At 48.0% G+C, this 23,573-nt stretch carries 24 protein-coding genes and 1 tRNA gene; 5 read left to right on the top strand and 20 right to left on the bottom strand.

Features of this window, described 5'->3' with window-relative positions; translation table 11 throughout:
• Nucleotides 1-179 precede the first annotated feature (179 nt).
• The 8 genes from MWG26_RS13025 to MWG26_RS13060 form a co-directional block, all read right to left on the bottom strand.
• Nucleotides 180-1,613, bottom strand: a complete 1,434-nt coding sequence (locus tag MWG26_RS13025; protein WP_025657136.1) for a phospholipase D-like domain-containing protein — start codon at nt 1,611-1,613, stop codon at nt 180-182.
• Nucleotides 1,614-1,672: 59 nt separating this feature from the next.
• Nucleotides 1,673-2,848 (bottom strand): SpoIIE family protein phosphatase, encoded by a 1,176-nt coding sequence (locus tag MWG26_RS13030; protein WP_025657135.1) that lies wholly within the window; start codon nt 2,846-2,848, stop codon nt 1,673-1,675.
• Between the two features lies 1 nt (nt 2,849).
• The gene (locus MWG26_RS13035) at nt 2,850-4,562 is read right to left on the bottom strand and encodes a [Fe-Fe] hydrogenase large subunit C-terminal domain-containing protein (RefSeq protein ID WP_025657134.1); all 1,713 of its coding nucleotides are present in this window, start codon (nt 4,560-4,562) and stop codon (nt 2,850-2,852) included.
• 698 nt (nt 4,563-5,260) lie between these two features.
• Nucleotides 5,261-7,003, bottom strand: a complete 1,743-nt coding sequence (locus tag MWG26_RS13040) for an NADH-dependent [FeFe] hydrogenase, group A6 (protein ID WP_025657133.1) — start codon at nt 7,001-7,003, stop codon at nt 5,261-5,263.
• A 15-nt stretch (nt 7,004-7,018) separates the two neighbouring features.
• Nucleotides 7,019-8,806, bottom strand: a complete 1,788-nt coding sequence (gene nuoF / locus MWG26_RS13045) for an NADH-quinone oxidoreductase subunit NuoF (RefSeq protein WP_025657132.1) — start codon at nt 8,804-8,806, stop codon at nt 7,019-7,021.
• A 15-nt stretch (nt 8,807-8,821) separates the two neighbouring features.
• Nucleotides 8,822-9,208 carry a (2Fe-2S) ferredoxin domain-containing protein gene (locus MWG26_RS13050; protein WP_025657131.1) on the bottom strand — a complete coding sequence of 129 codons (387 nt, stop codon included), beginning with the start codon at nt 9,206-9,208 and terminating at the stop codon, nt 8,822-8,824.
• Nucleotides 9,209-9,239: 31 nt separating this feature from the next.
• Nucleotides 9,240-9,800, bottom strand: coding sequence for an ATP-binding protein (locus MWG26_RS13055; protein ID WP_025657130.1), 561 nt, complete (start codon nt 9,798-9,800; stop codon nt 9,240-9,242).
• 4 nt (nt 9,801-9,804) lie between these two features.
• Nucleotides 9,805-10,299 (bottom strand): NADH-quinone oxidoreductase subunit NuoE family protein, encoded by a 495-nt coding sequence (locus MWG26_RS13060; RefSeq protein ID WP_025657129.1) that lies wholly within the window; start codon nt 10,297-10,299, stop codon nt 9,805-9,807.
• Between the two features lie 1,155 nt (nt 10,300-11,454).
• Between MWG26_RS13060 and MWG26_RS13065 the strand changes: the two genes are divergently transcribed.
• Genes MWG26_RS13065 through MWG26_RS13085 form a run of 5 tightly spaced genes read left to right on the top strand, consistent with a single transcriptional unit; the run spans nt 11,455 to nt 14,725 of the window.
• Nucleotides 11,455-11,799, top strand: coding sequence for a DRTGG domain-containing protein (locus MWG26_RS13065; RefSeq protein ID WP_025657128.1), 345 nt, complete (start codon nt 11,455-11,457; stop codon nt 11,797-11,799).
• Nucleotides 11,800-12,222, top strand: a complete 423-nt coding sequence (locus MWG26_RS13070; RefSeq protein ID WP_025657127.1) for an ATP-binding protein — start codon at nt 11,800-11,802, stop codon at nt 12,220-12,222.
• 44 nt (nt 12,223-12,266) lie between these two features.
• Nucleotides 12,267-13,673 (top strand): [Fe-Fe] hydrogenase large subunit C-terminal domain-containing protein, encoded by a 1,407-nt coding sequence (locus tag MWG26_RS13075; RefSeq protein ID WP_025657126.1) that lies wholly within the window; start codon nt 12,267-12,269, stop codon nt 13,671-13,673.
• Nucleotides 13,674-13,676: 3 nt separating this feature from the next.
• The gene (locus MWG26_RS13080; protein WP_025657125.1) at nt 13,677-14,009 is read left to right on the top strand and encodes a DRTGG domain-containing protein; all 333 of its coding nucleotides are present in this window, start codon (nt 13,677-13,679) and stop codon (nt 14,007-14,009) included.
• Nucleotides 14,006-14,725: a PHP domain-containing protein gene (locus MWG26_RS13085; RefSeq protein WP_025657124.1), complete on the top strand. Its 720-nt coding sequence runs from the start codon at nt 14,006-14,008 to the stop codon at nt 14,723-14,725. The genes MWG26_RS13080 and MWG26_RS13085 overlap by 4 nt, the downstream gene beginning before the upstream one ends.
• A 33-nt stretch (nt 14,726-14,758) precedes the next feature.
• Here the strand turns inward: MWG26_RS13085 and MWG26_RS13090 are convergent, their stop codons facing one another.
• The 12 genes from MWG26_RS13090 to MWG26_RS13145 all read right to left on the bottom strand — a co-directional run bounded on the left by MWG26_RS13090 (nt 14,759) and on the right by MWG26_RS13145 (nt 23,546).
• On the bottom strand, nt 14,759-15,451 hold the full coding sequence (locus MWG26_RS13090; RefSeq protein ID WP_025657123.1) for a response regulator: 693 nt from the start codon (nt 15,449-15,451) through the stop codon (nt 14,759-14,761).
• A gap of 57 nt (nt 15,452-15,508) precedes the next feature.
• On the bottom strand, nt 15,509-16,945 hold the full coding sequence (locus tag MWG26_RS13095) for a sensor histidine kinase (protein ID WP_025657122.1): 1,437 nt from the start codon (nt 16,943-16,945) through the stop codon (nt 15,509-15,511).
• Between the two features lie 92 nt (nt 16,946-17,037).
• On the bottom strand, nt 17,038-17,691 hold the full coding sequence (locus MWG26_RS13100; protein ID WP_025657121.1) for a potassium channel family protein: 654 nt from the start codon (nt 17,689-17,691) through the stop codon (nt 17,038-17,040).
• Nucleotides 17,692-17,706: 15 nt separating this feature from the next.
• A complete protein-coding gene (locus MWG26_RS13105; RefSeq protein ID WP_025657120.1) occupies nt 17,707-19,047 on the bottom strand; it encodes a TrkH family potassium uptake protein in 1,341 nt (446 codons plus the stop codon).
• Nucleotides 19,044-19,511, bottom strand: a complete 468-nt coding sequence (locus tag MWG26_RS13110) for a hypothetical protein (protein WP_117440775.1) — start codon at nt 19,509-19,511, stop codon at nt 19,044-19,046. Before MWG26_RS13110 ends, MWG26_RS13105 begins: the two co-directional genes overlap by 4 nt.
• 381 nt (nt 19,512-19,892) lie before the next feature.
• Nucleotides 19,893-20,162 (bottom strand): Txe/YoeB family addiction module toxin, encoded by a 270-nt coding sequence (locus MWG26_RS13115; RefSeq protein WP_025657118.1) that lies wholly within the window; start codon nt 20,160-20,162, stop codon nt 19,893-19,895.
• Entirely contained in the window at nt 20,155-20,424 is a 270-nt protein-coding gene (locus tag MWG26_RS13120; protein WP_025657117.1) for a type II toxin-antitoxin system RelB/DinJ family antitoxin, read from the bottom strand. Before MWG26_RS13120 ends, MWG26_RS13115 begins: the two co-directional genes overlap by 8 nt.
• 346 nt (nt 20,425-20,770) lie before the next feature.
• Nucleotides 20,771-20,841: transfer RNA gene (locus tag MWG26_RS13125), tRNA-Gly, on the bottom strand.
• A 226-nt stretch (nt 20,842-21,067) separates the two neighbouring features.
• Nucleotides 21,068-21,298, bottom strand: coding sequence for a hypothetical protein (locus MWG26_RS13130; protein ID WP_025657116.1), 231 nt, complete (start codon nt 21,296-21,298; stop codon nt 21,068-21,070).
• Between the two features lie 15 nt (nt 21,299-21,313).
• Entirely contained in the window at nt 21,314-21,787 is a 474-nt protein-coding gene (locus tag MWG26_RS13135; RefSeq protein ID WP_025657115.1) for a precorrin-2 dehydrogenase/sirohydrochlorin ferrochelatase family protein, read from the bottom strand.
• A 74-nt stretch (nt 21,788-21,861) separates the two neighbouring features.
• Entirely contained in the window at nt 21,862-22,497 is a 636-nt protein-coding gene (locus tag MWG26_RS13140) for a precorrin-8X methylmutase (protein ID WP_025657114.1), read from the bottom strand.
• Entirely contained in the window at nt 22,494-23,546 is a 1,053-nt protein-coding gene (locus MWG26_RS13145; protein WP_025657113.1) for a bifunctional adenosylcobinamide kinase/adenosylcobinamide-phosphate guanylyltransferase, read from the bottom strand. The genes MWG26_RS13140 and MWG26_RS13145 overlap by 4 nt, the downstream gene beginning before the upstream one ends.
• Nucleotides 23,547-23,573: the final 27 nt, after the last annotated feature.

The raw sequence follows: 23,573 nt of genomic DNA on the forward strand, positions 1-23,573 counted from the left end.
TCCCGGGTGGGAACGCGGACGGGAGAGGCGAATTGTGCTTCACTGGTGATACCAAAGTCTCCCCAGCAGTAATGCACATCTCCCATCCGTAATCCGCCTCACCGTCAGTTGCCCAACCGATGTCAAGCTTCTACCGACCGGTTGCACCAGCCACTCCGCAGACAGGCGTCCCTCCCCCTTTACATCAAAAACCTCATCCAGTTGAAGGGGGTCAGGAGTTTTATGCGGTTTTCACGGCTTTTACTTATTTTCTGCCTTGTGACTCCCTCCGGGATGTTGTATGTCCCGTCAGGCAGTGCCTGCACGGAATCGTCTTCGTAGCTTTTCATGTATCCTCTAAGCTGCTTTGTTACCTCTTTGCTGTCTATCACAAGCATCAGCTCTGTATCCAGGTAGGCACTTCTCATGTCCATGTTGAAGGAACCTACGATTGCCAGATCGTCTCCGATTGTGATGCTTTTCCCGTGATAGGAAACTCCGCCTTCGTATTCATGGATTTCCAGTCCGGTATCTAAAAGTTTTCCTTTATTTTTCCTGTAATCCGAGGCGCCGAACGGGTTCCCGTTGTTGGCTACGGAGTTGGTCATTAAAAGGACATTTTCGTTAGCTTCACAGACCGATTCAAACTCCTGATACATCCAGTCATTGCAGATGATGTATGGCGTGTGGATGGCGATTTCTTCATCGGTGTCCTTCATCAGGCTGGTCAAGGCATAAAACAGCGTTGGCTCTTTGGCGTATACGTGGGTCGGATTGCTCAGAAGGGTAATCTTCCCAGTCTCAAAAGTCATGGACTGATAATCTGGTTTCTCTTTTAATGCCGGATTGTTTTTTATGATCTCCTGGTATCTGGCTTCCAGCTCTTCTTTGGCACGGGTAACGTCTTTGGCACGCACCCTCCAGGAGGTGGTGCTGAACTTCTTACATACATCCAGATCCCATACGGAATCAAAATAGGATTCCAGCTGATGTATGGAACTTTCATCATCGGGATTTCCTGTGTAAACCAAGACATCTCTGTCGTAATTCTTATATCCGTTGTCCCCCAGGAAATAGTCGTAGGTGTTCCTTCCGCCCAGCATATATAGGTCATCATCCACGATCAGATATTTATCATGAAGACGGCCCATGCTCTTCCATGGCGTCAGCAGGTTAATCCGGTTATAAATCCTGACCTCTACATTTTTTTCCGATGAGAGCGCATAAAAATATTCATTTCCATCCATCTGCTGAAATGCGGAAAACCCGTCTACAAGAACCTTCACATCCACGCCCCGCCTGGCAGCATGGATCAGAGCGGCAATGACATCTTTACCGCTCTGGTCCGCATGAAAATCAAATGTTGAAAGGATAATCCTGTTCTCTGCCTGTTCCAGCATCTTCAAACGTTCTTCCAGTCCGTCCACATTATCCTCTATGATACATGCCCTGTCACTGCATACCGTATCTGAGTAGCAGTCCGCTGCATCAAAAGATTTTTTGTATTCCCTGCTTACCTTTGGCTGCCGGATATAAGATATGATTGTCCCCAAAAGGACATACAGAACAAATACCAGAATACCCAAGATAAGGTATCTGATTTTAAAATGTTTCCTGTTTCTTCTGCCTTCCATTGCTGTTTTTCAGCCTGCGGCGGCATAATGGCCTCATACACAGGCTGAGTACTTCCCTCCTAATAATAATTTACTTTGACTTTTTTTCCCATCTTACTGACTACGGACTCCAGCTGCTCTATCAGATTCATCCGCACACTGAGGTCAAAACTCAATTCCGAGTTCTGGTGTGCCTCATTCACGGCAGTCCCCACGAAGAGATTCAGCTCTGTGCACTCTTCGATCAAGATCTTTGCAAGCCGGGATGCACCGTTATTGGCATCCAGTTCATCGAAGAACTCCACGTCAAATTCATCCTTCACATACCGTTTCAGCAATTTCAGCGCCTTGCCCAGGGTCAGCACACCCTCTGTCACCAGATCCAGCCCTTCTATCGTTGCCATAGGGGGCACGTTGGGATCATTGTAATCCACTTTGGTGATAATATCTTTCCTGAGAATCCTTGCGGCAATATTGGCGCTTGTCCCGCCGCATACGATTTTCCGGCCTTCTTTATGCATAAATTCATGCATCAGTTTTTCATCGTCTTCCTTGCTCTTTGGAGGCCCTGTAAATATATTCACCACTCTCCGCTCGATCACCCTGGCCACTGCCACCGTTGTGTCATCGCCCGGTTTCTGGACATAGAGGTCATCGCATGCTTGGCTTAGAAGGGCAGCCAGCCTGGAGGCCGACATCGTTTTTTTCGTGCACTGCAGGGTATACTCCGCCATACTCTCCCAGGTCCACCCCTGCAGGTTCAGTATCTCACCCGCGCCGGCATAGATCACGCCGTCGCTCATCAGTACAAAGCAGTCATTCTGCTGGACCTTAAAACGGTATTCGTGGATTTTCTTTCCCTCAATCACCCTTTCCTCGTAGGGATAGTTTACAATTTTCTTGTCCCGGATAAATACACAGGCCGGATTATCGTATTCCACCAGATAGGCGTCTCCATTGCGGAAGATCTGCAGGATACTGAAAGTCGCATATGCTACCTTCCTCACCTGGCAGATCGGAAGTGTTTTGGCGATTGTCGCCACACAAGATTCTATGGCCGCGCCTTCGAACAGCATTGTCCTGAGTATCTTGGATGTCAGTGTTGCGAGAATGTTAGCTTTCACACCACTCCCCATTCCGTCCGCAAGAATCACAATGTCGGAGTCTTCCGTCTTTAAGATCTCCACTTTATCGCCGCACAGTTCTTCGTGGTGCTTATTCAGGCTCTTCCATGCCACGTCTATACTTACGCTCATATCATTCCTCCCCTTCATTGAGGATAGAATCCCGAAGTTTTGTCAGCGTCACCTTTGTCTCTGCTGTTGTCTCACCGAGCAGACCTGCAATCTCCTGGGCAACCATCATCTGCTTCTCAATGACCTCCTGCGCCATCTTAACGGTCTCCACTTTTAGGAAATAATGCTGCTCCTTGATCTTCTCCTCCCTGGTTACATCCTGAAAAGTCACAAGCACGGAATCCAGGTTTTCAATATAAACGATCGTCTCCTCCGCAGTCATTCTGCCGTGTTCCAGCTGGATCTTCTTGTGGATCACGGGCTCCCTGGTGCGCAGTGTCTCCTCAATATCCTCTGCCTCTATGAATTCGAAAATGTAACGCTGAACGGCCTCATCCCTGCCCACTCCGAGCAGTTCCTGGGCCTTTTTATTACATTCCCTGATCTTCATACTGCTGTCTATAATAAAAATCATATTCGGCGTAACATCCATCACCACATTGGACATAGACTCCGCCTGCGTCAGCGCATACGGCATGCACATGGACAGTTCTGCCTTGTTCTGATAAACGGCGATCGCTTTATCCCTGCAGGTAGGATAACCACATGCTCCGCAGTTCAATTCGTCCTCCTCGGAATATTTCCCGGTAGACTTCAGAATATCCCGGATCTCTTCATCCGTGGGGATACGGTCCGTCAGATGATTGTCCTCAAATGCCTTTGCCAGTTCCTGCGTGCTCATATCTGGCAGGTCCCTGGCCGCCTTATAAGATACCTCATTTTCAATCTTTACTTTCGCCTTCACATAAGACGTATTCCACCTTGCGGATGCCGGGCCCTTCGCGCATCCCCCTTCACAGACATTTGCCTCAATAAAGCAGTGCTCCAGTTCTCCCCGCTGCAGACACTCCAGCATCTCCATGCAGTTTGCCAGCCCGTCCACATAGACTTTATGGTATGTATCGGCCTCCTCCTCGGTCACAACGGACTGAATTACGCCTCCGCTGATTGGATACATACGGTTAACCTTTGGATCCGGGTTGCCCATGGGCTTATCCTCGCAAGCATAGATGTCGATTCCTGCCTCATCCAGCCAGATCGCCAGTTCTTCAAAAGTAAGAATTGCATCAATCGCTCCGAATACTCTTTCATCCCCGATTGCCTCCTGTTTCTTCGCAATACACGGCCCTAAAAATACCACTTTCACATCGTCTCCGTACAGTTTTTTTATATAACGTCCGTGTGCTACCATAGGTGATACCACCGGCGCCAGCAGATCCACGCAGTCAGGATAATACTTTTCCACCAGATCATTAACACTCGGACAGCAGGTCGTAATTATATTGGGCATCGTATTTTCCCGAATGATTTTTTTATACTCATTCGTCACCATGGCTGCCCCTTCAGCCGTCTCCCTGACCTCTGCAAACCCAAGTTTCAAAAGAGCATCCACAATCTGTCCCGGCCGTTTAAATTCCAGTACTCCCATATAAGACGGAGCAATCGAAATAATCGTTTTAAACCCCTGCCTCAGATACCCCTTCACCCGATCCATATCGCTGGCAAACGTCTTTGCATTCTGCGGACAGATCTCCATACACCGGCCGCAGTTAATACAGTGGTCCTTAAGAATATGCGCCTGCTCATCCCGTACGGAAATCGCCTTCACCATACAGTAGCGCACACACTTGTAACAGTGCCTGCATTTCGCATCCTTAAAATCAATCACTCTCATGACTTCTAAGCTCCTCTCATCTCAAAACATTTCTGAAACCATTCTACCACTGATCCCTCCAAATATCCATAAATTTTAGTGAATGACGGGAGGAATGAACGGATGGGGGAAGGAGGCCGCCTGTGGAAGGAGGGACTTGTGCCGGGGGGCGGGAAACTTCCTTCCACAGGCTGGGTGCATCCAGACGGTTGAATGCTGTTCATGGGGAGTTTAACGGGGCCGGTGGATCCTTTTGGATACGCGTAAAGTCCTCCTGTAGTCAATTATAACGCACCCCCTTACGATACCGTCCCACCCAGGCCCGCACCATCCGCATCTCCCGCCTTAATCTCCCCTCCGAGGGGGAACGCTCTTTCCTGCCGGCCGGATGCGCCCAGCTAAGTGAAAGGTGAGCCGGATCCCCCTGTGGGGCTGTGCATGCCATTTTTGTACCCTTAGAGCGCGCGATAGAATCCGTTAGAGAAAAAACAGGGAACCTGGAGGGCAGAATTTGTTTTACCAAAACAAATTCTGTTGCCGCCTGTGGCTCAAAATCATCAAGATTTTGGGCCAAATGCGGCAAGTCCCTCCAGGTTCCCTGTTTTTTTCTCTTACGGATTCTTAGCAAGCGGGCAGGATACAGAAATGGCATGCACAGCCCCACAGGGGGATCCGGCTCACCTTTTACTTAGCGTCCCGTCCACTCGCTAAAACGCTCCTTAGTTAATACTTCTCTTTACATAGCTTGTATGCAGTATATGATGTGCCTTTTCACTTCCCGGTTCTCCAAGGAACTCCTCATAGAGTTTCTTGATAGACGGGTTGTCATGTGATTTTCTGATAGTTTTTGCTTTGTCATTATCATACAGTGCCTTTGCACGGATAGCTCTGACATCTTCATAGTTGCGTACGTCTGCATGTACCTGAGGCTGTCCGCCTCCGTTTACACATCCGCCCGGGCAGCACATGATCTCGATAAAGTGATAGTCTGCCTCCCCTGCACGTACTTTATCCATAATCTGCTTTGCGTTGGACAGTCCGGATGCTACTGCTACTTTCACATCCATTCCTGCCACATTGTATGTAGCCTCTTTGATTCCTTCTGTACCGCGGACCTCGTTGAACTCCAGGCTTGCAAGTTCTTCGCCTGTCAGGGTCTCAACTGCGGTACGCAGCGCTGCTTCCATAACGCCTCCGGTTGCTCCGAAGATAACGCCCGCACCTGTGGACTCTCCTAACGGATCGTCGAATCCTTCGTCCGGCAGGCTTCTGAAGTTGATTCCGACTTTGCGGATCAGACGGGCAAGTTCTCTTGTGGTGATTGAGATGTCTACGTCAGGTACTCCTGCTGCATCCTGGTCGTCACGGTTGATCTCGAACTTCTTCGCCGTACACGGCATTACGCTGACACATACGATGTTCTTCGGGTCTATGCCCATCTTCTCGGCATAATATGTCTTTGCGATAGCGCCGAACATCTGCTGTGGTGATTTGCAGCTGGACAGGTGTTCCAGCTGATCCGGATAGTAATGCTCACAGTATTTGATCCATCCCGGTGAACAGGAGGTCATCATCGGAAGCACTCCGCCGTTCTGTACACGATCGAGGAACTCATGTGCCTCCTCCATGATGGTAAGGTCTGCACTGAAGTCTGTATCGAATACTCCGTCGAATCCGATTCTTCTGAGTGCCGCCGCCATCTTGCCTTCCACGTCTGTTCCCATCGGATATCCGAATTCTTCTCCAAGGGCAGCTCTTACGGAAGGAGCCGGCTGAACGATGACATGTTTGCTCTCATCCGCAATTGCAGCGAGCACGTCGTCGATAAAGTCTTTTTCATATAAAGCACCAGTCGGACATGCGGTGATACACTGGCCGCAGGATACACAGCTTGTTTCCGCCAGGCCCATATCAAACGGTGAGCCGATAAATGATGCGAATCCTCTGTTGTTTGGTCCAATTACGCCTACGGACTGTACTTTTTCACAGACAGCTGTACATCTTCTGCAGAGAATACACTTGTTATTGTCACGGATCATATGAGGTGCACTGTCATCCAGCTCAAACTCCGGTGATTCTCCTGCAAAATAATTTTCATCTTCCACGCCCAGTTCCTGACAGAGCTCCTGAAGCTCGCACTTTCCGCTTCTGACGCAGGACAGACATTTTTTATCATGATTGGAAAGAATCAGTTCCAGCGTACGCTTTCTCGATGCAATCAGTTCCGGAGTGTTGGTCAGGACCTCCATTCCCTCATTGATCGGGTGTACACATGCTGCAACCAGATTCCTTGCGCCTTTTACTTCTACGATGCACATACGGCAGGCGCCGATCTCGTTGATTTCCTTCAGGAAGCACAGCGTCGGGATCTTGATCCCTGCGATATGTGCCGCATCCAGAATCGTAGAGCCTGCCGGTGCACAGACATCTATGCCATTAATTTTAATATTTACATTTTCCATAGTCTCTATCCTCCATTACTCTTTGTAAATCGCACCGAAACGGCATTTCTCCATACAAGCACCGCACTTAACACATTTTTCAGGGTTAATCATATGTGGTTCTTTTACGCTGCCAATGATTGCATCAGACGGACAGGTTCTTGCACATAAGGTACACCCTTTACATTTATCAGCATCAATCTTGTAGTGGAGCAGGTCTTTACATACTCCTGCCGGACATTTTTTGTCTACGATATGTGCGATGTATTCGTCCCTGAAGTAATGAAGCGTGGAAAGTACCGGGTTCGGCGCTGTCTGCCCCAATGCGCACAGGGAATTGGATTTCAAGTGGTAGCACAGTTCTTCCAGCTTATCCAGATCTTCCATAGTAGCCTGGCCCTTCGTGATCTTCTCCAGGATCTCCAGCATACGTCTTGTGCCGACACGGCATGGCGTACACTTACCACAGGATTCGTCTACTGTAAATTCCAGGAAGAACTTCGCGATATCTACCATACAGTTGTCTTCATCCATAACGATCAGACCGCCGGATCCCATCATGGAGCCGATCTCGATCAGGTTATCATAGTCGATCGGCACATCAAAGTGCTCGGCCGGAATACAGCCGCCGGATGGTCCGCCTGTCTGGGCTGCTTTGAACTTCTTGCCGTTCGGCACACCGCCGCCAATCTCTTCTACGATCTCACGGAGCGTGGTTCCCATTGGAATCTCCACAAGACCAGTATTGTTAATCTTACCGCCGAGAGCGAATACTTTTGTACCCTTAGACTTTTCCGTACCCATGGATGCAAACCATTCCGGGCCGTTCACGATAATCTGCGGGATGTTCGCATACGTCTCAACATTATTCAATATGGTCGGCTTCTCGAACAAACCTTTCAGCGCCGGGAATGGCGGACGAGGTCTTGGCTCCCCTCTGTTGCCCTCGATAGAAGTCATAAGAGCCGTTTCCTCACCGCAGACAAAAGCGCCTGCGCCAAGTCTCAATTCAATATCAAAATCGAAGCCGCTGTCGAAAATATTTTTTCCTAGCAGGCCGTATTCTCTCGCCTGTCCGATCGCGATTTCGAGGCGTTTTACTGCGATTGGGTACTCAGCACGCACATAAATGTAACCCTGTGAAGCACCGATCGCATAGCCTGCGATTGTCATAGCCTCCAGAACTACGTGTGGGTCGCCTTCCAGTACAGAACGGTCCATGAATGCACCCGGATCTCCCTCGTCGGCATTACAGCAGACATACTTCTGATCCGCGTCATTTGCCGCCGCAAATTTCCACTTCAAACCCGTCGGGAAACCGGCGCCTCCGCGTCCTCTAAGGCCGCTGTCCAACAGGATCTGGATGACATCTTCCGGTGTCTTTTCCGTCAGTACGGTACCCAGGGCCTCATATCCTCCCGTACCTATGTATTCTTCGATATCCTCCGGATTAATAACACCGCAGTTTCTCAAAGCGACTCTCTTCTGTTTCTTGTAAAAGTTTGTCTCATTCAGAGGAAGAATCTTGTCTGTCTTTGTTGTCTCATCATAAAGAAGACGGGTAACTACCCTTCCCTTTAACAGATGTTCGGATACAATCTCCGGAATATCGTCTTCCTGTACCATGGAATAGAAAGATCCTTCCGGATATACAATCATGATCGGTCCCAGTGCACACAGTCCGAAGCAGCCGGTTTTAACAACACCGACTTCATCAGCCAGGCCCTGGGCTTTGATCTCTTTCTCAAGTTTTTCTATAATTCTCGGGCTTCCGGAGGAAGTACAGCCTGTTCCACCACAAACCAAAACGTGCGAACGATACATAATCATCAGCCTCCTTTATTTTTTCTCAACACTCTTCTGTACTGCACCCAATGTATACTTTGTTACGACCTGGCCGTCCAGAAGATGCATTCTTAATACTTCCAATGCCTTTTCCGGATTCATCTTTACATATGTAACTTTCTCCTTGCCTGGTTCCATGACTTCTACGATCGGCTCGTACTGGCAGAGTCCAATGCATCCTGTCTGTGTTACGTTAATATTGTTAAGGCCCTGCTCCTGAACAGCATCGGAAAGAGCTGTCAGCACTGGTCTTGCGCCGCTTGCGATTCCGCAGGTAGCCATGCCGACCACCACTCTGATCTGGTCTTCGCTCTCTGCGCGGACGCCGACTTTACCCTGCATTTTTTCTCTAATTGCGCGTAATTCTTCGAGAGATTTCATATATTTCCTCCATTCTTATTTTCAAAATCATCTATATATCCGCTCCCTGATCTGCCTCAGCCTTATTTGACTCGAGAAATTCCTTGATAAATCCGGAAACCTCCAGACTTGAGAAAGAAATATCTTCCCCCAGAATCTCTCTGATCTCACGAGTATCCAGAACAAACTCACTGTCATTATACCGGTAAGTATAGATGAATCGAATCTGTTCATTGAAAACAACCAGTGTATGTATGGTAGAACTAATATCCCCGAGCGGCATTCTGTCTATATGTGATAATCCAAAAACAGCGGTTACCACTGTTCCCTTTCCTAATTCCGACATAATGGAGAAGCTCCCTCCTGTACTCTCTGCAGCCTGTTTGAAAAAAGGCACTCCCAAACCTACTCTTCTCGTAGTCCTAGTCGTGTAAAATGGGTCCTGCACCTTTTCTACCTGTTCTGCAGACATACCGCATCCGTCATCCTTGATTACAACGGTGAGCGTGTCCTCCTCTGTCTGCACAGAAACCCCTATTTCAATAAGTGATGCTCCTGCACGTACAGAATTTTCAGCAACGTCCAATATGTTCAGAGATATTTCCGGCATCATAGGCTTATTCGTATTTTGCTAAAATGTCGTCAATATCATCCACCGTCAGACGGCCATATACTTCGTCATTGACCATCAAAACCGGAGCCAGTCCACAGGCGCCTACACAACGGCATGCATCCAGTGAAAACTTGCCGTCAGGCGTACATTCCCCGCCAACAATGCCAAGTTTTTCCATGAGCGCATTGTAAATATCCCCGGAGCCTTTGACATAACAGGCAGTTCCGAGACAGACGGAAATCTGATATTTTCCTTTCGGGTTTAATGTAAACTGGGAATAGAATGTAACAACTCCGTATATCTTTTCCAGAGGGATCCCGGTTTCGTTAGAAATGATTGTCTGTACCTCTATTGGAAGGTATCCATAGATATCCTGGGCTTTTTGAAGAATTGGCATCAAGGCGCCTTTTTCATCCTTCAGCTCAGCTATCACTTTTAATAAAGATTCTTCTTGTTCCTTTGTTCCTGTAAACGGAACGGTTTGTTTCTTCGCGAGCATCGCTTAACCTCCATTCTTTTCTTTGGGTTTATACCCATATTATAATACCATGAGATATGACAAAATTCCAGAACTATTTACGTTACTTTTTGTTCATATTTGCCGATAATTATTCTCATTATTACTAATATTCACGAAATCGGGATTTAGTCGGCAAGCTTTAGACTTGTCGACGGACGGGGACGCTTCATGACAGGGAGGCCGGGGAAGCGCTGGGGCTGTATATGCCGTTGCGATATGCACCCATGCTGCTAAGTGCTTCTAGAACAGCCGATGCCGGATAGACGGGTACGCTGAACACATCACGGGAAATCTGATGATTTCCCGCGCTGGGTTCAGCAAAAACTTGATTTGGAGATCAAGTTTTTCCCCGCCTATCCGGCATCGGCTGTTCAAGAATCACTAAGCGCACTCCAGCATATCGCAACGGCATATACAGCCCCAGCGCCTCCCCGGCCTCCCTGTCATAAAGCTGGCTCATCCAATCGGCAGGAAAGCTCGCCAACCGGGTGGGATCCCGGACCAGGGCAGCGGATGTGGATTGGCTATGCGTATCTTTTCATCTTCAAGATGTGTTGAATTATTTTGATACTGGAACCGTATCCCATTGCTTATGTACACCTACTGGGGACATAAAAGTCCCGCCAATTCAATACCATACGCTGCCCCCGCTTGAGGCCTCTCCTTAGAAACGAGCTTTTTCCTGCCGGTTGGATGCGCCAGCTCCATGAAGGGATAGCTGAAAGCCTCACGGAGAACATCCATGTCCTTTCAAAAACGCTCAAAGCGGACCTTAGAAATTCTTGGTGGGAAACAACCCGGAAAATGGAGAGATTTTTGGATTCCGAATCCAAAAATCAGCTGACCCAGCGCGAGAAATCATCGGATTTCTCGTGATGTGTCAGTGGTGCTCCATTTTCAGGGCTGTTTCCCGCCTAGAATTTCTTAGGTCCGCGGCCGCGTTTTTGAAAGGACATAGATGTTCTCCGGGAGGTTTTCGGCTATCCCTTTATGGAGCGTCCCCATCCGCGCCGAGACTAAAGCCCGTCGCTAAATCCCGATTGCTTTTTATAGGTACAAATGCTATACTAAACCCATGATTTTACCTGATATCTTCTTGGGTTAATACTTTATTTTCAGAATTTAGGAGGGCTTATGACAATAGGGGAAATGAAGAAATTGCTGGATGCCGACATTCTGTTCGGCGAAGAATTATTGGATTTGGATGCAGAATTCGTTTTTTCATCTGATATGATGAGCGATGTCCTTGCCTTTGCCGATCAGTGCTCTGTCCTGATTACCGGACTGTGCAATCCGCAGGTGGTCAGAACGGCGGAGATGCTGGACATTGCCTGTATTGTATTTGTACGCGGCAAGATGCCGGATGAGAATATCATTGCACTGGCCCGCGGCAAGGGAATGGCTATTCTGGCCACCAAGCATTTTATGTTTACAACATGTGGGATCCTGTACGAACACGGACTACGGGGAGGTGCCTGAATGGATGAATTATTGACATTTACTTATACGATCTCCGGGGATGATTTTACCCGTGCCGGGGAGGCCAGCAGCGCCATTAAAAACAAACTGAAGATGCTGGGAGTGAATGCTTCCGCTATCCGCAAGGTCGCCATCGCCATGTATGAGGGTGAGATCAACATGGTGATTCATGCCAATGGCGGAGAAATCACCGTTACAATCTCGGATACTGAGATCACAATGGTCCTTGCCGATGTGGGGCCTGGTATCGAGGACATCTCCAAGGCAATGCAGGAGGGGTACTCTACTGCGCCGGAGGAAGTGCGTTCTCTCGGTTTTGGTGCCGGCATGGGACTTCCGAATATGAAGAAATATTCGGATGATTTTCACATAGAATCTGTGCCCGGAAAGGGCACTACTGTTACCATGAAGGTATTTATCTAACCGCACAGCCGGATTTATGAATCACTGTAACGAAAGGAGCTGTCATGGACAAATTTATGCGGTCTGTCCGACTCAAGGAAGACCTCTGCCAGGGCTGTATTAATTGTATCAAGTATTGCCCGACCCAGGCAATTCGTGTACATAATGGGAAAGCCCATATTATCGATAAGTTCTGCATAGACTGCGGCAGGTGTATCCGTTACTGCCCGCACCATGCAAAGATACCAATATATGATTCCTTAAATGTTTTGAACGATTACAAATATACCGTTGCACTGCCCGCGCCGTCACTCTATTCTCAGTTCAACAACCTGACTAATGTGGACATTATACTGAACGCCCTGCTTAAACTGGGGTTTGACGACGTATATGAGGTCAGTGCGGCGGCGGAGCTGGTCTCCGAAGCTTCCAGGGAGTATATGAAGGAACATGAAGACGAAGGGCCGTTCATCAGTTCCGCCTGTCCGTCCGTGGTCAGGCTGATCCGGGTGAAGTTCCCCTCCCTGCTCTCCAAGCTGCTTCCGATCAAACCGCCAGTAGAGGTTGCCGCCGAGATAGCCAGGGCGCGTGCCATAGAGAAAACGGGGCTGCCTTCCGAGGATATCGGGATCATCTTTATCTCCCCGTGCCCCTCCAAGGTTTCTTATTCTAAAGCGCCTCTAGGAATCGACAAGAGCAACATTGATAAAGTGGTTGCCATCAAGGATGTCTATCCGCTGCTGCTCCCGCATATGAGCCGAGACGAGTCACAGCTGGAGCCGCTCTCCAATTCCGGCAGGATCGGGCTTGGCTGGGGCAATGCCGGCGGCGAAGTGGGCGGTCTTCTGATCGACAGCTATCTGGCGGCCGATGGTATCGTCAATATCCTTCGAGTTCTGGAAGAGATTGAGGATGAGAGGATTCACGGTCTGAAGTTTATCGAACTCAGTGCCTGCAACGGCGGTTGTGTTGGCGGCACCCTGACCGTGGAAAACGCTTATGTGGCAACTACCAAGACGAAACGCCTGCTGCGCTATCAGCCCGTCTCCAAAAGCCATCTCTCCAGCCATCCTGAGCTGAAAAGCGTACACTGGGATGACGATGTGGAGTATGAACCGGTCTTCCGTCTTGGCAACAGTTTCAAGGAAAGCCTGGAAATGATGAGCACGGTGGAAGAACTGACCAAGAAGTTCCCGGGGCTGGACTGCGGTTCCTGCGGGGCGCCCACCTGCCAGACTTTGGCAGAAGATATCGTAAGAGGAGCTGCAACCAGCAATGACTGTATCTACGTACTGAGAGAACATATTTCCAGTCTCTCAAAAGAGATCGATTTTCTTTCCAAAACATCCAATTTGACCTGTAACTCTGATGATGACAACGCCAAGCTGCTTCATGAGTACATACATAAGCTCACGGCAGAACTGGATGCATTCGGAGTTCCGCAGAGGCATAAAAATAAGAGGGAGGAATAAAGTATGAAACTACAGGCTGTATTAGAGATACCCGGATGTAAGGTGCTGGTAAAAGGGGATCCGAAGCGGGAACTGTCCAAAGTATTCTGCTGCGACCTGCTCAGCATTGCTATGAGTAAGGCCCCGGCAGACGGTGTCTGGGTTACGGTAATGGGGAATAAGAATACACTGGCGGTTGCCTCTCTGACGGAGACCGCCTGCATCATCCTGGCGGAGGGTGTTGGACTGGACGAAGGGACACTAAAACAGGCAGAAAGCGAAGGCATTGCCGTCCTGACCACGGAACTTCCGGTTTTTGACATGGCTCTGGAAGTTTATGAAGCAGGATTATCATGATTCCGTTATATTATGACCTGCATCTCCACTCCTGCCTCTCCCCCTGTGGAGATGATGACATGACTCCTGCCAATATTGCAGGTATGGCTTCCATCAAGGGCCTGGACGTTATCGCCCTCACGGATCACAACAGCTGTAAAAACTGCCCCGCAGCCATGTTGCAAGGCAGAGAATACGGTGTCATTGTCATTCCCGGAATGGAGCTGTGCACCGTTGAGGAAGTTCACGTCATCTGCCTCTTTCCCGCACTGGAGAATGCCCTTGCATTCGACGGATATGTGTATGAACATATGCTTCCCATTAAGAATAGGGAAGCGATATTCGGCAAACAGCAGATCATGGACGAGAACGACAAAGTAACGGGTACGGTGGAGAATCTGCTGATTAATGCCACGGACATTACGTTCGACGATGCTTTTTCTCTGACTGCGTCCTATGGCGGCATCGCCTATCCGGCCCATGTGGATAAGAGTTCAACGAGTGTCCTCTCCAACCTGGGATTCGTCCCGCCAGACAGTACCTTTACCTGTGCGGAGTTCCATGACCTGAAAAACCTGCACAGAATACAAAAAGAGCATCCGTACTTCTTACAATGCAATATCGTAAGCAGTTCAGATGCCCACTATCTCGGGGATATCCGGGAACCGGAATATCAGATTTTTTCGGAATCGAAGGAGATTCCTGACATACTAAATGCGCTTCAGACAAAGGCGTAGGAAACGGATGCAAGGAATACGGGCAGATTGGCTCTATTCCTTGAACCGGTATCCTACGCCTACTTCTGTCACTATAAACCGGGGTTCTGCAGGATTCTTCTCAATCTTTCTGCGCAGCGTGGCCATGAATACCCGGAGTGTACCGGCCTCGACGCCTTCACCATACCCCCAGATCTTTTTTAATATATAGTTGTGGGTCAGTACTTTTCCGCGGTTTGAAATAAGCAGCGTCAGGATCTTATACTCGATAGGAGTGAGGTGTATCTCCTCTCCGTCCACCTGGACACTTCGTTTCGTATAGTCTACGGTCAGATAATCCTGATGAAACATTTCCTGAGCGCTGTCAGGCGCTATCTTCTCCATCTTACGCATGGCAACCCTGATTCTCGCCATCAGTTCTCCCATATAAAATGGTTTCGTAACATAATCATCGGCCCCTGCATCCAGTGCCTGTATCTTTTCCTGCTCTTCCTGCCTTGCAGATACGACAATAATCGGAGTGTTGGACAACTCCCTGACATGCTTAACCACCTCCAGGCCTTCCCCATCCGGAAGCCCCAGATCCAGCAGGATCATATCCGGCTGGTTTGCGTAGAAAAGGCTGATTGCCTCCTTTACCGACTTCGCGACATAATAGCCGTATCCCTCATCTTTTAATGTCATACTCATGAAATTTACAATATATTTGTCATCTTCAACAATTAAAATTGTCTTTTTCTCGTTCATCTATACCACCCGTTCATGATTCGTTACTATTTTCTCGCGGCCTGTTAACAGGTTCCCTTATTCTGCAATTCTTGCTTCCAGCCAGAAGGTAAATCTGGCGCCGCCCTCTCTGCGGTTTTCTGCCCATATCCTGCCGCCGTGGGCTTCCACCACCTCCTTGCAGATTGCAAGGCCCAGGCCGATTCCTCGTTTTCTGTCTGTGCTTTTATCCGAAAGTGATACGAATTCATCGAAGATCTTTTCCTTCATCTCCTCTGCGATTCCATCGCCATCATCTTTCACGACAAAGTAAACCCTGTTTTTCCGGTAGGAAACATCCAGGGAAATGCTTCCCCCGTCCTGCGTATGCTTCACCGCATTGTCCAGAAGATTCACCAGGACCTGCATGATCATCTTCCCGTCCATATCCGCTACAACCACACGGTCAGGCAGGGACACTCTGAAATCCCTTCTGCTTTTCAGGCCGATCACATGCTTCTGCACCTCATAGACAATATCGTCGATGACCTCCTGGTGTTTTTCGATGAACTGCTGTCCACTCTCGATCCGGGTCATGCTCAGTACATTTTCCATCATCTTCATCAGCCACATAGATTGTTCTATAACATCCCGCAAAAGTTCGTCCCGTGTCTGTCTGTCCATAGTCTGGTTCTCGATCATCAGGCTGCAGTCACCCATAATCCCTGTCAGGGGTGTCCGAAAGTCATGAGAAATACTGCGCAGCATACTGCTCTTCATATGTTCCCGCTGCACCTCCAGTTTGGTCTGCTCCTGTTCCGCATAGATCAGTTCGCGGTCCAGCGCGATTCCAATCTGGTTGGCCGCCGTTTTCACCAGCATCTCCGCTTCCGCCGCCAATCCCTGTTTGTGGTTGAACACTTTTAAAGTCCCCAGCTGTCTGGCCATACCGATGATCGGGAACATCAGGTAGTCCTTGGAAGTGTACTCATTGCCAGACCCGGCGGGAATTGTCTCCCCTTCCAGCTCTACAATACTTTCATATCCCGTGTGCTCATAAATATAGTGGATTCCCAGCTGGATAATATTATCTTTGCCGGTTACATTGATGAACTTTTCGGACATCTCATAGAGTCTCAGCGCCGTCTCCTCACTGCCCTGGGCAATTACCAGCTGTTTCTGGAAGCGGGCCGTCAGGCTGGAGGATATGCAGGCTGTAATCAGAAAAAAGCCCATCAGCGCCACATCATTCGGATTCATAATCGCGAAGGTGTGTACCGGAATCGTAAAAAAATAGTTGAACATCATAACGCTTACAATAGCGCCTATGATGCCGTACTCATACCCTTTTGTAAATACACTGATCAAAAGCACAGCCACCATAAATACCATCAGCCCGTTTTCCTTTTCCACACCGAACTGATTAAGCAAAAGGCAGACCAGACTGGCAGACAATACGATCAGTATTGTCCGCAGTGCATAAATAAGCTTTATATTTTTTGCAAGATTCCTGATCGCCTTTCCCATTCCGTCCATGGCTGCCTCCTTGTTCCCGTGCCCAACCGCAGGGTGTGAGCAATAACTTCTTCTGGATTACTGGCTCACTGATTCCGTACTATCATAACACTTTAGCGGATATTTGCCAAGATTCTGTCGATGTCCTTTTTCAGCCCCACCACCATTAGATGATCCTCTCTTTTCAGAATCCGCTCCGCATGAGGAAGCAGCTGCAGATGTCCGTCCTTCTTGATACCCAAAATACTGACGTGGTATTTAGAGCGTATAGCCAGCTGGCGGATGCTCTTCCCTACCCACTCCTCGACCGGTGGAATCTCAAATATGGAATACCCCTCCGTCAGCTCGATATAGTCAAATACATGGTTGGCGCTGTGTTTTACAGCCAGCCGTTCTGCAATATCCCGATCCGGGTAAATGACTTCGTCCGCTCCGTTACGCAGGAGGAACTTTGCGTGAATATCTCTGTTGGCCTTGCTAACGACATATTTTGCCCCCATTTCCTTGATCAGGCTGGTTATCTCCAGGCTGCTCTGGAAATTAGAGCCAATACATACAAAACAGATATCAAAATTCCCGATTCCAAGGCTCCTCAGCACATCCTCATTTGTACAGTCTCCCACCTTTGCCATCGTGGCGTAAGGGAGAAGGTCCTGCATGCATTCCTCATTTCTGTCAACAATCATCACTTCATTGCCCAGCTGAGACATATTAACACACAAATGATGACCCAGCCTGCCCAGTCCAATAATCAATACTGATTTCATAATATTCACCTCTGCCTATCCTATCATTATCTTTTCTACCGGCGCCTTCACGGGCGCCTCTATTTTGTGCCCTCTAAGAGAAAGGGCAAATGTCATGCTGCCGATTCTTCCGCAGTACATCAGGAAAATCAACACCAGCTTAGAGACAGTCTCCATGTCCCTTGTAATACCGGTGGACATTCCCACTGTTCCAATAGCCGACACCACCTCGAATGCAACATCCGTCATTGCCGCTGGCTGTACAGTTACAATAACCAGAACCGCCAGGATCACTGCGAACAAATTGATGCACAATACCGCACTGGCTTTCCTGATGGAATCCTCATCCAGCCGTCTTCCCAGGATATTACAGTGCATTTCCTTCCGCAGATTGGCGTGTACATAAATTAGGAGTACCACAAATGTGGTTGTCTTAACGCCTCCCGCCGTTGACCCCGGGCTCCCTCCTATAAACATCAGGATCGTAGTCAGAAGCTTGCTGCTGTCGGTAAGCGCAGCCGTATCCACTGTATTGAACCCGGCCGTTCTTGCGGTCACTGATCCGAACAGTGAACATAACACCTGATCCCCAAAAGGCATGCCGGCAATGGTATTATTTTTTTCAAAGAAAAAGAGCAGCGCCGCTCCTCCGAAAATAAGTATTGCTGTTGATATAAGTACAATTTTAGTGTGCAGCCGGTATTTACGGAACTTTAGCTTATTTACCGAAATGTCATTCCAGACAAAAAAACCGATTCCTCCAATGACAATCAGACTCATAATCACCAGATTCACAACAGGGTCATTATAATATTTAGTAAAGGAAGAGTATGCCCCGCTCTCCCCCATCAGATCAAAACCGGCGTTACAGAAAGCGGATATGGAATGAAAGACTCCAAAGTATACCGCTTTCCCCAGGCTCATCTCCCGGCTGAATCTGACCGCCAGGATCAGAGCCCCCATTCCTTCAAATATCGCAGTTCCGACAATAATCTTTTTAGCCAGCCGTACAATTCCGCCCACCTGCATAATATTGACGCTCTCCTGGAGCGTCCCTCTTGTCCAGAGGCCAATCTTCCTCCGCAGGAGAATTGCGAAGCATACGCCGATGGTCATAAATCCCAGACCGCCAATCTGTATGATACACAGAATAACACACTGTCCGAATGTGGACCAGTACTGAAAAGTATCCGCGATTACCAGTCCGGTCACGCATGCAGCAGAGGTAGAGGTAAACAGCGCATCCGTAAAGGGGGTGTATACCCCTGCCTTCGTTGATACAGGCAGCATCAGGAGCCCTGCCCCCAGAAAAATGATAATACAGTACCCCAAGACAATCATCTGCGTCTGGGTCAGTCGTTTTGTAAACAGTTTCATGCCGCACCAACCTCATTTTCCATTGCAAGCAGCTCCAGCCGCTGCAGCAGTTCTTCTTTTTCTGTAAATACATTGATGTGTGACTGCCTGTAAAGCTTCATGTTGCTTTTCTCATTACATATGCTGAACATCTGCACGCCGGGGTACATTTTATGGAACAGATTGCATACCGACAGGTTATCAATATCGGATCCTGAGACTGCGGCCAGATAGTTTACCTTCTTCCAGTTCTTGTCAATATAAATGCTTTCCAGATAAATCGGACGGATACCTGCTTTTTCAAACCATCCTGCAATTTTTTCCTCCTCGCTGCTCTTACCGAATATGACTGCATATTCTTTCTTCCTGTCTTTCTTCTGGAGTTTCTTTTCCTCATCCATGAAATTATCAATGCCCCTCATCAAGTAGAGGCCGTACAGCATTCCCGCTGTTACTATGATTCCTAAAATAAGATTCGTCAACATAACTATCACCCTCTTTTCTTATCTCTATCATAGTACTTGGCGCGTTTAGGCGGTGATAAAATTAAATTGAATTGTATTAAGATTGTGTTTAGGAAATCGGGAAATAGCGATGATCTTTAGTTTCGGTGCGGATGGGGTATGCCAGGCGGTAGTAAAGAACTCGTCCCCAGAGTGGGTGCCCGAGACGGGGGAGGCGGATCGAATTGACTATGCATATCATGCATCTTGATTAAATGGATTTTAAGGCTTTTATGTATGGGGGCTTTGGGACTGTTTTGATGAAATAATTTTTATTTCCTCATATTAGCGGACATGAAGTCCCCCCCGTCAATTCTCCTGCTGTGGGCTGCGGGTATTTGAAAGGGCGGGGATTCTTCGCAGCTATTTGTCTCCGTAATGTCCTTTGCAATGCGCGATATAGATACGGCCATTTTCCATATGATAGACCAGCCGGTCTTTATCGTTGATGCGGCGGCTGTATTCGCCTTGTAGGTCGCCGGTTAAGGGTTCAGGCTTTCCGATGCCCTCCATACAGCCGTTGCGCTCAATGTCTTTTATGAGCTGATTGATACGCTTTATTGTTTTTCTGTCCTGGGCCTGCCAATAGATATAGTCTTTCCAGGCATCGTCTGACCAGATTTTTTCACTCATCCTCTACCTCGATCAGTTCGTGCGCCGTTCCTTTACCTTCTCGGAGTTCCTTGACGGATTTTTTTACATAGGCCATATTTGATTCTGAAAAAAATGGATCGGTGGCCTGTGTGATTTCAAATGGAATTCGGTTTTCGCGTAAAACTGCTTTTACAAAAAGATTGATGGCTGTGGAGGTATTTAGGCCGACATTAGAGCAAAAGGCGTCAAAGCTGGCTTTATCTTTTTCGTCTACTCGTGCAGTTATAGTTGATTGTGCCATGATATCATCTCCTTCCTGTATTCTATCTGTCTTTATTATAGCATTATTGTATGCGTATTACAAGCTATTGTAATACGTTAGGTATAAAATTTGTTTGGGAATATTTATAAAAATTTGAGCAGTATCTTTTTTGGAGCCGTGGTGTAGCGGAACGTATAATTTATCGCTCTACTCCCCCATAGAAATGCCTGTGGCGCTTACCAAGCGCTGGTTAGTTATTTTAAATTGGGAGTGTGCATACGCTTCTTGAATATAGGCAAAAAAAATACGGCGCACACCCTCTTGAATGGATGCGCGCTGTATTGGCTACCGCAAAATTGTATTGAAGTTTGTCGGTAAATAAAAAAGCAGATAACGGGAATCGAACCCGCCTCTCCAGCTTGGGAAGCTGGCATTCTACCAATGAACTATATCTGCATCACAAAAAATATTATACATCGTTTGATTTTCAAATGCAAGTAATTTTTCCAGTTTAATAAATATTTTCGTTGCTACTCAACTCCCCTGTTTATAGTAACATATTTTCAAATATATCCCATTATTTTTTTTGCCTTTAGTGTTATATCAGCTTCTATTTCTTTTAAACCAACATGGCCTATGCAACCGGCAAAATTGTCTTTTCTTCCTTTTCCTGCCCCATACTCTACTCGTCAAACTCCAATACCGCCACATGGAACCGCGGAGTCTCTTTTATCTCCACGACAGTGCCTGTTCTTGTCTTCAATCGTTCTGCATTTTTGAAGTTTCCGCTCATGCCGAGCGCGTGTTCGATTGTATAAAAATAAGATGTCGGAAGCTTTCCCTCTGTTACCTCGAGGGTCTGGCCTATACGAAATGCCTCTATGTTTTCAATCGTGAATTCCATGGTTCTCATTACTTATCCTTCTTTCTATAACTCCATTTTTTTCTCCAGCTCTTCCCGGAACTTCTTCACCTTTCCCGGATCGTTTCCACCGGAATTGATCCCGATTACAATTTCATCTTTCTGGATCACCGACGGGAAATAAAAATCGCAGAGACTCCTGTCGTCTGCTACGCTGAGCAGTATTCTTCTGCCGCAGGAACGCTCAAGTTCTCTGCATTCCCTGGCAATACTGTGATTCAGCACACTGTCATTGGTTGCAGCAAGGACCAAGTCGGCGCCACTGATATCGCCGGCTTTGTACATGCGGCGTTCGCAGCGGATCTTCTGCTCTGCCGCAAGGTTTTCCATAGCTTCAGATAATTCTGGCGCTATGACTGTTATGTCCGACGCAAAACGGGTGAGCACTGCAGCCCGCCTGGCCGCAATTTTTCCCCCGCCTGCAATGATGATCTTTTTCTCTGACAGATCCACAAATAATGGGAAATATGCTTTTTCCATTTTTACCCCCACCTGCACGCTGCGGTGCGCACTTATTTCAATTATTGAATATACCGTTTTATTCTAACCAACTGTCAGTCCAGCATATACAGCAGTGCATTGCATATACATGCTGCGATGTTGCTTCCGCCCTTTCTGCCCCTGGCTACAATGGACGGAGTTTCCTCCAGCGCAAGTATCAGTTCTTTAGACTGCACTACGTTCACGAACCCGACCGGCACTGCAATGATCAGCTCCGGATTCAGCCTCTTTTCCTGAACCATCTCATAAAGATGTACCAGCGCAGTGGGAGCATTGCCTATGGCAAAAATCAGCTTTTCATCGAGAGCTGCGGCTTTTTCCATACTTGCCGTAGCTCGGGTAGTGCCATTCTCCTTTGCAGACCTTGCAACATCCTCATCTGCCATAAAGCAGTAGACTTTCCCCCCATATTTTTCCAGTCTCTTTTTATTGATTCCCGCTTTTCCCATCTGGGTATCTGTAACGATGGATGCCCCATTTTTCAAGGCTTCCAGCGCACGATCCACGGCGCCGTCCGAAAATACCAGATTCTTTGCGTAATCAAAATCTGCACTTGTATGGATACATCGCTTTACAATCTGTTCCGTTCCCGGAATCAAGGGTGTATCTCCCAACTCTTCCGTTATAATTTCAAAACTTCTTGCCTCAATTTCTCCGGGCAGTACCTTTTCCAGATTTATATGATTCATGCCTGTTTATCTCCTTTCAGCGGAACTCCGATCCCACATATGACCCGGTCTACTCTGGATGCCAGTGCAGCCAGTTCCGTGCAGATGCGTCCCGTTTTTTCTCTGTATTCTCTTTCAAATGCATCGACGGGGACCAGACCGTATCCGATCTCCCGTGACACAACTACCAGCCCCGGGCTGCGCTCTGCGATGGAATGTACCAGACCGTCCAGATTGTCCCCTTTTTTCATTCTTCTTTTTATATACTCTTCAAAATGGAAAATACCGCCGCAAGTGTACAGCGCCTCCTCAGGGCAGTCTGCACCGTCCGCCCATTGTATGTTTCCATAGGTCTGCTCTGCAAATTTACGTTTTCCCTGAAAAGCTCCGCCAATCACCATTTTTAAGGATACGGAGGACGTATTCTTCTGCTTTTTGGTTCCTTTCTGCATGACATTTTCCTCCTGTTCCCTGCGGGCCGGATTCTGTCCTTTTACAAAGACTGGCATCCCATACACTACTTCCACCACTCCATCTGCTGTTGCTGCCATTCCCCGGTTAATCTCCGCAAGCATTTTCTTATACAGTGCCATCTCGCTGGTATCCTCAGTTGATTCCGAACAAATTTCATTTGTCACTACAACCAGATGACGGCAGCGATTCTTCAACATTTCAATTCCTGCAAGCACACTTGCCACCGCATCATTACCGGCTCCTCCAGGTTCATACATCTCGTTCGCCACCAGATTAGACATGCATTCAAGCAGGACACAGGGCTTTCCCTGACTTTTCAAAGAATCTGAAGCATCTTCATACAGCTGCCCTCCTTTTTCGGTCAGCGCACCCAGCCCCGTATAGCACTCTATTGTGGAAAATCCTTTGTTCATGCGCATGTCACGGTGGCGCCGAATCTTGCTCCTGGTTTCCTCCCCGTAAGGAACCATCGTCGCGATATAGAGCAGGCTGCCTGCGGGGTGATCTGACCCGGGCACGTGATAATTCCGGCAGATCAAATCTTCTGCAAAGGCCGACTTTCCGCTGCCGCTGCCTCCTGTTACTACATAAAACATCCCCCTCCCCCTTTCCTGCACTGTCTT

It is taken from the genome of Faecalicatena contorta (genome assembly GCF_022835095.1).
Lineage (GTDB): Bacteria > Bacillota > Clostridia > Lachnospirales > Lachnospiraceae > Faecalicatena > Faecalicatena contorta.

Excerpts from the sequence above, each read along its gene's own strand:
- MWG26_RS13025 (WP_025657136.1), bottom strand. The coding sequence starts at position 1,613 with ATGGAAGGCAGAAGAAACAGGAAACATTTTAAAATCAGATACCTTATC.
- MWG26_RS13030 (WP_025657135.1), bottom strand. The coding sequence starts at position 2,848 with ATGAGCGTAAGTATAGACGTGGCATGGAAGAGCCTGAATAAGCACCAC.
- MWG26_RS13035 (WP_025657134.1), bottom strand. The coding sequence starts at position 4,562 with ATGAGAGTGATTGATTTTAAGGATGCGAAATGCAGGCACTGTTACAAG.
- MWG26_RS13040 (WP_025657133.1), bottom strand. The coding sequence starts at position 7,003 with ATGGAAAATGTAAATATTAAAATTAATGGCATAGATGTCTGTGCACCG.
- nuoF (WP_025657132.1), bottom strand. The coding sequence starts at position 8,806 with ATGTATCGTTCGCACGTTTTGGTTTGTGGTGGAACAGGCTGTACTTCC.
- MWG26_RS13050 (WP_025657131.1), bottom strand. The coding sequence starts at position 9,208 with ATGAAATCTCTCGAAGAATTACGCGCAATTAGAGAAAAAATGCAGGGT.
- MWG26_RS13055 (WP_025657130.1), bottom strand. The coding sequence starts at position 9,800 with ATGATGCCGGAAATATCTCTGAACATATTGGACGTTGCTGAAAATTCT.
- MWG26_RS13060 (WP_025657129.1), bottom strand. The coding sequence starts at position 10,299 with ATGCTCGCGAAGAAACAAACCGTTCCGTTTACAGGAACAAAGGAACAA.
- MWG26_RS13065 (WP_025657128.1), top strand. The coding sequence starts at position 11,455 with ATGACAATAGGGGAAATGAAGAAATTGCTGGATGCCGACATTCTGTTC.
- MWG26_RS13070 (WP_025657127.1), top strand. The coding sequence starts at position 11,800 with ATGGATGAATTATTGACATTTACTTATACGATCTCCGGGGATGATTTT.
- MWG26_RS13075 (WP_025657126.1), top strand. The coding sequence starts at position 12,267 with ATGGACAAATTTATGCGGTCTGTCCGACTCAAGGAAGACCTCTGCCAG.
- MWG26_RS13080 (WP_025657125.1), top strand. The coding sequence starts at position 13,677 with ATGAAACTACAGGCTGTATTAGAGATACCCGGATGTAAGGTGCTGGTA.
- MWG26_RS13085 (WP_025657124.1), top strand. The coding sequence starts at position 14,006 with ATGATTCCGTTATATTATGACCTGCATCTCCACTCCTGCCTCTCCCCC.
- MWG26_RS13090 (WP_025657123.1), bottom strand. The coding sequence starts at position 15,451 with ATGAACGAGAAAAAGACAATTTTAATTGTTGAAGATGACAAATATATT.
- MWG26_RS13095 (WP_025657122.1), bottom strand. The coding sequence starts at position 16,945 with ATGGACGGAATGGGAAAGGCGATCAGGAATCTTGCAAAAAATATAAAG.
- MWG26_RS13100 (WP_025657121.1), bottom strand. The coding sequence starts at position 17,691 with ATGAAATCAGTATTGATTATTGGACTGGGCAGGCTGGGTCATCATTTG.
- MWG26_RS13105 (WP_025657120.1), bottom strand. The coding sequence starts at position 19,047 with ATGAAACTGTTTACAAAACGACTGACCCAGACGCAGATGATTGTCTTG.
- MWG26_RS13110 (WP_117440775.1), bottom strand. The coding sequence starts at position 19,511 with ATGTTGACGAATCTTATTTTAGGAATCATAGTAACAGCGGGAATGCTG.
- MWG26_RS13115 (WP_025657118.1), bottom strand. The coding sequence starts at position 20,162 with ATGAGTGAAAAAATCTGGTCAGACGATGCCTGGAAAGACTATATCTAT.
- MWG26_RS13120 (WP_025657117.1), bottom strand. The coding sequence starts at position 20,424 with ATGGCACAATCAACTATAACTGCACGAGTAGACGAAAAAGATAAAGCC.
- MWG26_RS13130 (WP_025657116.1), bottom strand. The coding sequence starts at position 21,298 with ATGAGAACCATGGAATTCACGATTGAAAACATAGAGGCATTTCGTATA.
- MWG26_RS13135 (WP_025657115.1), bottom strand. The coding sequence starts at position 21,787 with ATGGAAAAAGCATATTTCCCATTATTTGTGGATCTGTCAGAGAAAAAG.
- MWG26_RS13140 (WP_025657114.1), bottom strand. The coding sequence starts at position 22,497 with ATGAATCATATAAATCTGGAAAAGGTACTGCCCGGAGAAATTGAGGCA.
- MWG26_RS13145 (WP_025657113.1), bottom strand. The coding sequence starts at position 23,546 with ATGTTTTATGTAGTAACAGGAGGCAGCGGCAGCGGAAAGTCGGCCTTT.